The sequence below is a fragment of the Vibrio sp. 1159 genome, assembly GCF_033340395.1.
Classification (GTDB): Bacteria; Pseudomonadota; Gammaproteobacteria; order Enterobacterales; family Vibrionaceae; genus Vibrio; species Vibrio alginolyticus.
Genome location: NZ_JAWOWL010000010.1, coordinates 146749 through 155484 on the forward strand (window position 1 = coordinate 146749; position 8736 = coordinate 155484).

The following is an 8736-nucleotide window of genomic DNA, read 5'->3' on the forward strand; positions in this document are numbered from 1 at the left end:
GCATATAGTTTAGTGCAATTTTGCGATAATCGCTCTGTATCCAATTGGATGTTAATCTCATTTTGTGCAAGAAACTTAAGTCGCGCCTTTGGCACGACTTTCCAACGATTCAAAAACAGTACTCACCGCATATAGCGTGGTGAAGAACAATTGGCTTGGGATGTGTTATGAATTCTGTCCAGATAAAAAATGTCATTTTTGATGTAGGTAATGTATTGGTACGCTGGTCTCCAGTAGAAATCGTTCGCTTAACATTTGGTGGTTCCGTAGAGTCAGAGAAAATGGCTCAGATGCTATTTTCATCACAAATCTGGAAAGATTTAAATAAAGGGACGATCTCCGAAAGGGAAGCAAAACAGCGTTATCAACGTGAACACCAAGTAACGACGGAAGAAATGGGCCGCTTCTTTTATTATGTAAAACACACTCAAATATTACTTTACGGCAGTATAGAGCTGTTAAAACGAGTAAAAAGAGCCGGATATGGCGTATATGCGCTCACAGACAACATCAACGAAATTGTGGAACACCTTCGTACTACTTATGAGTTTTGGCCACTGTTTGATGGAGCAATCATCTCTTCTGAAGTTCAATTACTAAAACCACAAGCGGAGATCTACCAAACTCTACTTTCAAAGTATCAGCTTAACCCCGAAGAGACAGTATTTCTTGATGACATGCCTTACAATGTTGAAGGTGCCCGAGCGGTTGGCATGGCTGCTATTCAGTTTGAAAATGCTCAGCAATGTGAGCTCGAACTAAAAGCTATGGGGGTTAACTTCTAGAAAGCTTTTAATAAAAACATAACTTTAGGGTGTATAAACAAAAAAGAGCAGTGTTGAGACTGCTCTTATCTAGTGTTTCAGAACGCTAGGTTAGGAGTAAATCACGTTTTCCTCAATCCCACTAACTAATGACTGGGCGTTCTTCCAACGGAATACTTTTTCTAACACCTCTTTGCCATCAGGTGCGCGCCAAGTTCGCTCTTGATCCTCTTGTCCACCAATGTGGCGATAGAATTCAATCGCAGAAATGTTTTGCGACACAACTTCTAAATAAAGACCTGTGTCTTTAAAGTACTGCTGTTGCCATTCTGCGACAGCAAGTAATAGCTGCTTACCAATCCCACGACCACGGTAACTGTCATCAACATGCAATGCGTCAATAAAGGTTCCACGCTCGAAATCATGGTTGCCGAACACACAAACAAAGCCAAGTAGCAAACCTCCCTCCTCCGCCAAGACAATGTGCTGATTGAATGGTGGGTTGGTCAAACGGGTTTGCCAAATCAGTAGTTTGTCGTCAATCGCTTCTTTCTCAAGATAGTTATCACTAAGAATGCCACGGTAATGACGCTTCCAGCTATCCGCATGAAGATGCGCAATGCGCTCGTAGTCCTTATATTCCGCTAATCGTAAATCCATTACGTATTCCTATTTTCTTACATTTTTGCTTCTTTATAGAGTCTCGGTATATTCCACCTTTATAACACTTGTTTCTTGGCAGATTTTATACACCTTAAGCCAGAGCTCATTTTTTAATACTACTCATTATTCAATTAAAAGCAAAATATCCCATCAAGTTCCTTAATCTACACCCAAAGGAATAGTCACATTTGTCTAACTTTAATTTGACTTACATGTGTACGCTGATATTCTGGCGAACAGTTGTTAGCTCAAAGTTAGGGATACACCTGTGACTCAAAACAAACCACCTGTTATCTGGTTGAATACATTGATATTTTCTGCCAGTTTTGTTCTGACTTTTATTGTAATGCCTTGGTATGCATATCATTTTGGACTGGGTTGGGAACATCTAATTTGGGGAGTGATTGCATTTAGTTTTACTAACCTTTCTATTACAGCAGGCTATCATCGTCTCTGGAGCCACAAAACGTACGAAGCTCATCCTATTTTGCGCGCTATTTTTGCGATTGGAGGAGCATTTTCTTTGCAAAATAGTGCATTACATTGGTCTTCTGATCATCGTGTGCATCACAAACATGTCGACAATAACGATAAAGATCCGTACTCAGCCAAGCGGGGTTTTTGGTATTCTCACATTGGGTGGATGTTACGTGATTACAATAAATCAAAGGAAAACGAATATACAAACTGCCGTGACCTAAAGCGCGATAAAATCGTCATGTGGCAGCATAAGTATTATGTTCCACTTGCCCTACTGACTAATATTGGTTTCCCAGTCATGCTCGGACTGATCTACGGTGATATCTGGGGGATGTTATTGGTCGTTGGTGCAGCTCGACTCTTTATGAGTCACCATACAACTTTTTTCATTAACTCCCTCGCACATATTTGGGGTAAGCAAACTTTCACAGACAAAAACACTGCTCGCGATAATGGTGTACTCGCCTTTTTCACATTTGGAGAGGGTTACCATAATTTCCATCATATTTTCGAGAATGACTATCGCAATGGCGTGTATTGGTGGCATTACGACCCAACGAAGTGGTTGATAAAGTCATGTTCTTGGCTAGGACTCACATCTAAGTTGCGCACAACGCCTACATTTAGAATTGAAAAAGCCCGTGCGAGTCAACTTTTGAAGAAAGCAAGAGAAAAGCTAGAATCGAAACCGAATACGCAAACGATCCTCGATCAACTACAGCACGAGTTTGATACTCTAGTTCATCACATGCAGGAATACTACGAGATGCGCAAAGAAGTACTCGGTGCCAAAACTGCCAGTGTGGTAAAAAAATACGAATGTTCTGTAACGAAAATGAAGTACCAGCAAATTAAAGCAGAGTTCGAACGGCAGCAACGTAGTTGGAACCTTATGGTTCGTCGATACGCATAGTTTATCCTCATTCTTACGATTACTTAGCTTCGCTTCCGCGAAGCTTTTTTGTTGTGAAGAGTGTTTTCCAATAATTGCTTATTGAGTAAAGTCTTTTTCCTATTGTGAATCAATTCACTCATTATTCATTCACTTTCCTAGTCATATTTTCCTTCCTATAAATAGCTTCAAACCAGCATATAACACTTAGAAAACCAAATTCCAACAATACAATCTAACGAAATTATTTATTAAATTATTATTTGTCTCAGATCATGCAAGCCCCATATTTGTCTCGTGCCACAGCTAAGAATTCTGTAAATTCCTTGTCATAAACTGAAACAGTTTCTTTCTTTTTTACATAACATTCGGAGATCCCTATGTTAGAGCTCTTAATTGGCTTAGTGGTTACCATTGCGGTGGGTTACTTTATTGTCAAAGGCTATAAAGCTGCGGGCGTGTTACTGACAGCTGGTATTGCTTTACTTCTTATGACTGGCGTTTTGGGGCACGACGTGCTGCCGTCAAAAATCACCTCAACTGGTAACATGGTGACAGATGCGCTTGAATACGTGAAATACATGCTTCAATACCGCGGTGGCGGTCTTGGTATGCAAATCATGCTGCTTTGTGGTTTTGCGTCATACATGACTCATATCGGCGCGAACAACGTGGTAGTGAAACAGTTCTCTAAACCGCTTTCTGTCATCAAGTCTCCTTACGTCCTTTTGGTAGCGGCTTACATTGTGGCGTGTTTAATGTCTCTTGCGGTAAGTTCTGCAACAGGCCTTGGCGTACTATTAATGGCGACACTATTCCCTATGATGGTCGCGATGGGCATTTCTCGTCCAGCAGCCGTTGCAGTGTGTGCCTCTCCAGCGGCAATCATCCTTTCTCCTACTTCTGGTGATGTTGTTATCGCAGCAGAAAAGTCTGGTTTAGAGCTTGATGTGTTTGCGGTACAAACTGTGTTGCCTGTTTCTATTTGCGCAATCATCGTCATGGCAGCGGCAGCGTTCTTCTGGAACAAATACTTAGATAAGAAAGAAAATACGCCAATGGAAAAAATTGATGTATCAGAGATCAAAGCTGACGCACCAGCGTTTTATGCAGCTCTTCCATTTCTACCTATCATCGGCGTTTTCCTATTCAACGGTCGTACCATTCCAGGACTTAGTCTAGACATCTACACTATTGTGGTTGGTTCGATTTTCCTTGGAGCTCTGATCCATTATGTTGTAAATAAGTTCGATGGTAAGAAATCACTAGAAGATTTAGATTCTTGTTACGCAGGCATGGCTGACGCGTTCAAAGGCGTTGTGATGCTTTTGGTTGCCGCAGGGGTTTTTGCACAAGGTCTGATGTCTATCGGTGCTATCGATAACCTACTTCATCTAGCAGATAATGCTGGTGCAGGCGGCGTTGCTTTAATGCTTATTCTAACTGCATTGACAGTTGCAGCAGCAATTGCAACGGGTTCGGGTAACGCGCCTTTCTATGCGTTCGTGGAGTTAGCACCATCTTTAGCTGCTAAAATGGGATTAAACCCTGCGTTCCTAATTATCCCGATGCTTCAAGCATCAAACCTAGGCCGTACTATCTCACCAGTATCTGGCGTAATCGTTGCGACATCAGGTATGGCAAACATCAGCCCGTTTGAGGTTGTAAAACGCACATCCGTTCCAGTTCTAGCAGGCCTTATCACGGTGATTATTGGTACTATGGTGCTTGTTCCAATGAGTGCCTAACGGTATTGCCACGATCAAACTAAAAGCAATATCCGAACAAAATTACGTTTAATTAAAAACGCCAGCAAATGTGCTGGCGTTTTTTTTATTCTAATGTGTTGATTTACGCTGACTTAAATCGGTCAGGAATCTTAGTGATGCTCTCTCTGTAGCTAAACCATAAGTAGGTAACGGCAAGCGAAAAGAATAAATATGAAAGTGCGAATACGATTGGAGACGTGATTAATTCCGCGGACATTCCCCACATCACACCGACTACGGTTATCGTCAACTTAGAAAGCATGCCGCAAATGAGTAGGAATAAAGCAAGCTGTGGAAAGCGCGAGCTGCGAAATGCGAAGAAATAACAGCTACCTACCGCTAAAGAAGCAATAGATAAGCCCAACATAAATGAATGGATGTGGTCTGCTGATGCGATACCAGCGGATACCGAAGCCATGAGTAATAGGAACAGTTTCATAAGTCACCTCACAACAAATCTAAAAAGCATCCCTTCATAAATGAAAACTCATTTTTCACTATATTCTGCGCCTAAAATCAGCAATTACAAGTTACTTTTTTGCTCACTTAATGAACATAAAAGCTAATCAGCTTCAATTATTACAAAAGGTTAACAATTAAAAATTAAGAAACCCTTTGCATCTGATACTTACGACAGTTAGATGATAAATTCGCCATTTTTGTTACAGATGGTTAACATAGAAACATTTTGAAATTTTTTATTTGAAATGTGAACTGTGCACTCAACAGCGTAAAACCTCTCTGTCTTGACTCATCATTCGTTATTAGCGAACAAAAAATATCACTTTTTTACAACGTTCTTACTACATACAAAACCATGAATTCACATCCACTTTTAATGTTGCAAATTATTTTATCAGTAACCGTAAAAAGAGATTCCAATCACATATTTATTGGTTATAATCCGCGCTCATTGCGTTAAACGTTGAAAAACGCAAACTAATTTTGAGAAAAAACATCTTTAAACCAACCTTCTTTGCGGCATTGCCAATAAGAGGAAAAACTGAGAATAAAAATGAGCAAGATTGATAAAGCTATGCGCATCCTGTTAGCAGGGTTCTGTATCAACCTTTGTCTTGGCATCCTGTATGCTTGGAGTGTATTCAACAAGGCACTGGTAACTGAATCAGGCTGGAGTGCTGCAGAAGCTTCTGCACCTTACGCAACTGCAACCATCACTTTCTCTATCTGTCTTCTTATTGCAGGTATTCTTCAAGACCGCATGGGCCCTCGAATGATCCTTATCCTAGGTACTGTTCTTACAGGTCTGGGCATGATCGCGTCTGGCTTTGTGAACTCTCCACTAATGCTGAACATTACCTTCGGTGTGATCACAGGTGCAGGTATCGGTTTTGGTTACGCATGCCTATCACCTTCTGCGATGAAGTGGTTCCACGCTTCGAAGAAAGGTATGGTTAACGGCATTATTGCGGCAGGTTTTGGTCTAGCGGCTATTTACCTTGCGCCAGTAACTTCTGCGCTAATAGACAGCATGGGCATTCAAACTAGCTTTATGGTTCTTGGTGTTGGTATCCTAGCGATTGCGGTTCCTCTTGCAGCAACCATCAACAACCCACCAGCAGACTACACACCTGCGGAGCCTAAAGTAAAAGAAGGCCAAGCACCTAAAGCGGTGAAAAAGTCAGATGACTTAACTTGGAAAGCAATGTTGAAAACGCCACAGTTCTACTCTCTATGGATCATGTACGCGTTTGCAGCTTCTGTTGGTCTAATGATCATCGGTAACATCACGACAATCGCAAGCGTTCAAGCAAACTTGCCAAACGCGGTTTACCTAGCGTCTATTCTTGCTGTATTTAACTCTGGCGGTCGTGTTGCCGCGGGTATGCTTGCAGATAAAATCGGCGGTGTTCGTACGCTTCTACTTGCGTTCGTTCTACAAGGCGTAAACATGGTGCTGTTCGCGACGTTCGACTCTGAGTTTACACTGATCATCGGTACAGCAATCGCAGCGGTAGGTTACGGTACACTTCTAGCGGTATTCCCTACTCTAACGGCTGAGTTCTACGGTCTGAAAAACTACGGCACTAACTACGGCGTGCTTTACACAGCATGGGGGATCGGTGGTGCAATCGGCGCAGCGGTTGTTGGTTTCTCGATGACAAATGGCGACGCCTACACCTTGGCTTACATAATTTCTTCAGCAATGATGGCAGTATGTATCGTACTTGCGTTCATCACTAAGCCATTGTCTGAAGCGAAAGTAGCACAGCTAAAAAACGCATAATTGCGAATTGATTTGATAGCAAAAAGGCTTAACCTATGGGTTAAGCCTTTTTTGTTATCGGTCGTTTATGGAAAGCCCTATCGAACTTGCACCAGACTACTATCTAGAGAACTTCTTTAAGCTGACTCATCACGCAGTAACTTGGTACAGCGATTTACTGACCAAGGAAGAACACGCATGGCTTTGCTCGTTTGATTCTTTGAGCAAACACGCCCAGTGCCTTTTGGTACGTTTATACAGCCGAAAGGGATGTTGGTTTCGAAGTGATAAGCTGAGTTATCCAGAAATACCTTCTATCAATGAAGCACTGGCAGAATTGAGTCAACATGAGTTTGTAGCCCTTTCCCCACCCCTTTCTCATCAAGGGTTAGCGGCTAATTTACTGACCAAGCCAGAAATCTCCACGCTTTATCCCGAACTGCCGAAATCACTCAAGAAAGACGCCCTTGTCGAACGTTTGAGTAATGCGGAATTTGATCGTACAGAGAAGCTTGAGTTTACGATCGTCAAACTCAATTCAGCTCATATGATCGACGTGTTGCTCACTCTGTTTTTTGCCAACACCCATCAAGACTTAAGTCAGTTTGTGCTTGATGACTTAGGTTTGCATCAGTTCGAGCAATATCAATTGAGTAAAGTGCGCCGTTTCTTTGATTCACGTGAGCAAATAGACCGTTTAATTGAACTGAGCCAGTTGGCCAACCTGTACTGGCAATTTGACCGAAAAGACAAAGCCAATCTCGACTTATTAATTGAGGCAATGCCTCAGCCCGTTAAACACCGTTACGTAGATCGTAAACGCGAGCACATGTTGAATGACATAGCACGTGATTACGAACGGCTTAATGATCTAGAGACCGCCCTATCTCTATTTGGGCAAACTCAACTCACACCGAGCCGAGAACGACGCGCACGTATCTATGACAAATTAAACCATGATGATTTATTTGGTGACATTGTCACAGGTATGCTTCACTCACCGATCGATGTGTCTGAGCTCGAAGTTGCACAAAAACTTGAGCAACGGTTAAAACGAAAACAAGGCGAGAAAGTGCCAAGAGTGACGAAGCCAACCTGTACGGAATACCGCCTTGAACTGGATTTATCTCAACAGAGAGTCGAACTCGCCAGCAAAGCGTATTTTGAGTCCTTAGGCTGGACAGTATTTTACACCGAAAATGCACTGCTTAATGCATTACTTGGTCTCACTTTTTGGGATGCGATTTTCGCTCCCATCGAAGGCGCATTCATCAATGCCTATCAACATCGTCCTCTGGATTTGTACCATTCTGATTTTGTTACCAAACGCCAAGCTTTGATAGATGCGACGTTTGACGAATTGGAAACGGGCAATACTCATACGTTGTTAACTAGGTACGATGAGAAGTTTGGTATCAGCAATCCATTTGTGCATTGGAGCTTAATAAGTAAAGAGCTACTCGAAATGGCACTCGATACAATCCCAACTAACATGTTGATGGCGCTATTTAAAATACAATTGAGTGACCTAAAGCTTTACCGCAATGGGATGCCTGATCTGATTGCTTTTAAAGGAAACGAGTTCGAATGGATTGAAGTAAAAGGGCCAGGCGATAAACTCCAAGACAACCAATGGCGTTGGATTAAAGAGTTTACTCGCCTTAATGTGCCATTTGCGGTGTGTTACGTCGCCGCAAGTTAACTCTCTTTATATAAAGAGCTTGGCGCATATTCATTAAAACAATTTCTTTTTTACCGCACCTTGCTCTTTTTCTGAAATATTTTTGTTTCTTCACGATCACTTCACGCTTCATCACACACAATGCGCTTCTACTCATTAAGTTGATTTGAAGAGGCAAAATAAAATGAACAAAACACTTCTTGCGTTACTTGTTACCTGCTCAGTTTCGGTATCTGCGGCTCCTTATGTAGGTCTGGAAT

Annotated in this window: 7 protein-coding genes; 5 read left to right on the plus strand and 2 right to left on the minus strand. The window is 41.9% G+C overall.

All coding sequences use genetic code 11. The features are described 5' to 3' along the window. Positions 1 to 167: 167 nt before the first annotated feature. The gene (locus tag R7127_RS10545) at positions 168 to 785 is read left to right on the plus strand and encodes an HAD family hydrolase (protein WP_025767847.1); all 618 of its coding nucleotides are present in this window, start codon (positions 168 to 170) and stop codon (positions 783 to 785) included. 90 nt (positions 786 to 875) lie between these two features. Here the strand turns inward: R7127_RS10545 and R7127_RS10550 are convergent, their stop codons facing one another. Continuing rightward, positions 876 to 1424 (minus strand): GNAT family N-acetyltransferase, encoded by a 549-nt coding sequence (locus tag R7127_RS10550; protein ID WP_005376525.1) that lies wholly within the window; start codon positions 1422 to 1424, stop codon positions 876 to 878. Between the two features lie 271 nt (positions 1425 to 1695). On the opposite strand from R7127_RS10550, the gene R7127_RS10555 reads away from it, so the two are divergent. Together R7127_RS10555 and dcuC are read left to right on the plus strand one after the other, a co-directional pair. Further along, complete coding sequence (locus R7127_RS10555; RefSeq protein ID WP_017821552.1) at positions 1696 to 2820, plus strand: acyl-CoA desaturase; 1125 nt, start codon at positions 1696 to 1698, stop codon at positions 2818 to 2820. Positions 2821 to 3179: 359 nt separating this feature from the next. Beyond that, positions 3180 to 4547, plus strand: a complete 1368-nt coding sequence (gene dcuC, locus R7127_RS10560; RefSeq protein WP_005376528.1) for an anaerobic C4-dicarboxylate transporter DcuC — start codon at positions 3180 to 3182, stop codon at positions 4545 to 4547. A gap of 103 nt (positions 4548 to 4650) precedes the next feature. On the opposite strand, the gene R7127_RS10565 is transcribed toward dcuC, so the two are convergent. Then, positions 4651 to 5007, minus strand: a complete 357-nt coding sequence (locus tag R7127_RS10565; RefSeq protein ID WP_005376535.1) for a hypothetical protein — start codon at positions 5005 to 5007, stop codon at positions 4651 to 4653. 576 nt (positions 5008 to 5583) lie between these two features. On the opposite strand from R7127_RS10565, the gene R7127_RS10570 reads away from it, so the two are divergent. Next, entirely contained in the window at positions 5584 to 6816 is a 1233-nt protein-coding gene (locus tag R7127_RS10570) for an OFA family MFS transporter (protein ID WP_318148398.1), read from the plus strand. Positions 6817 to 6883: 67 nt separating this feature from the next. Next, positions 6884 to 8497 carry a VRR-NUC domain-containing protein gene (locus R7127_RS10575; RefSeq protein ID WP_137282687.1) on the plus strand — a complete coding sequence of 538 codons (1614 nt, stop codon included), beginning with the start codon at positions 6884 to 6886 and terminating at the stop codon, positions 8495 to 8497. The last annotated feature ends 239 nt before the right edge of the window (positions 8498 to 8736 follow it).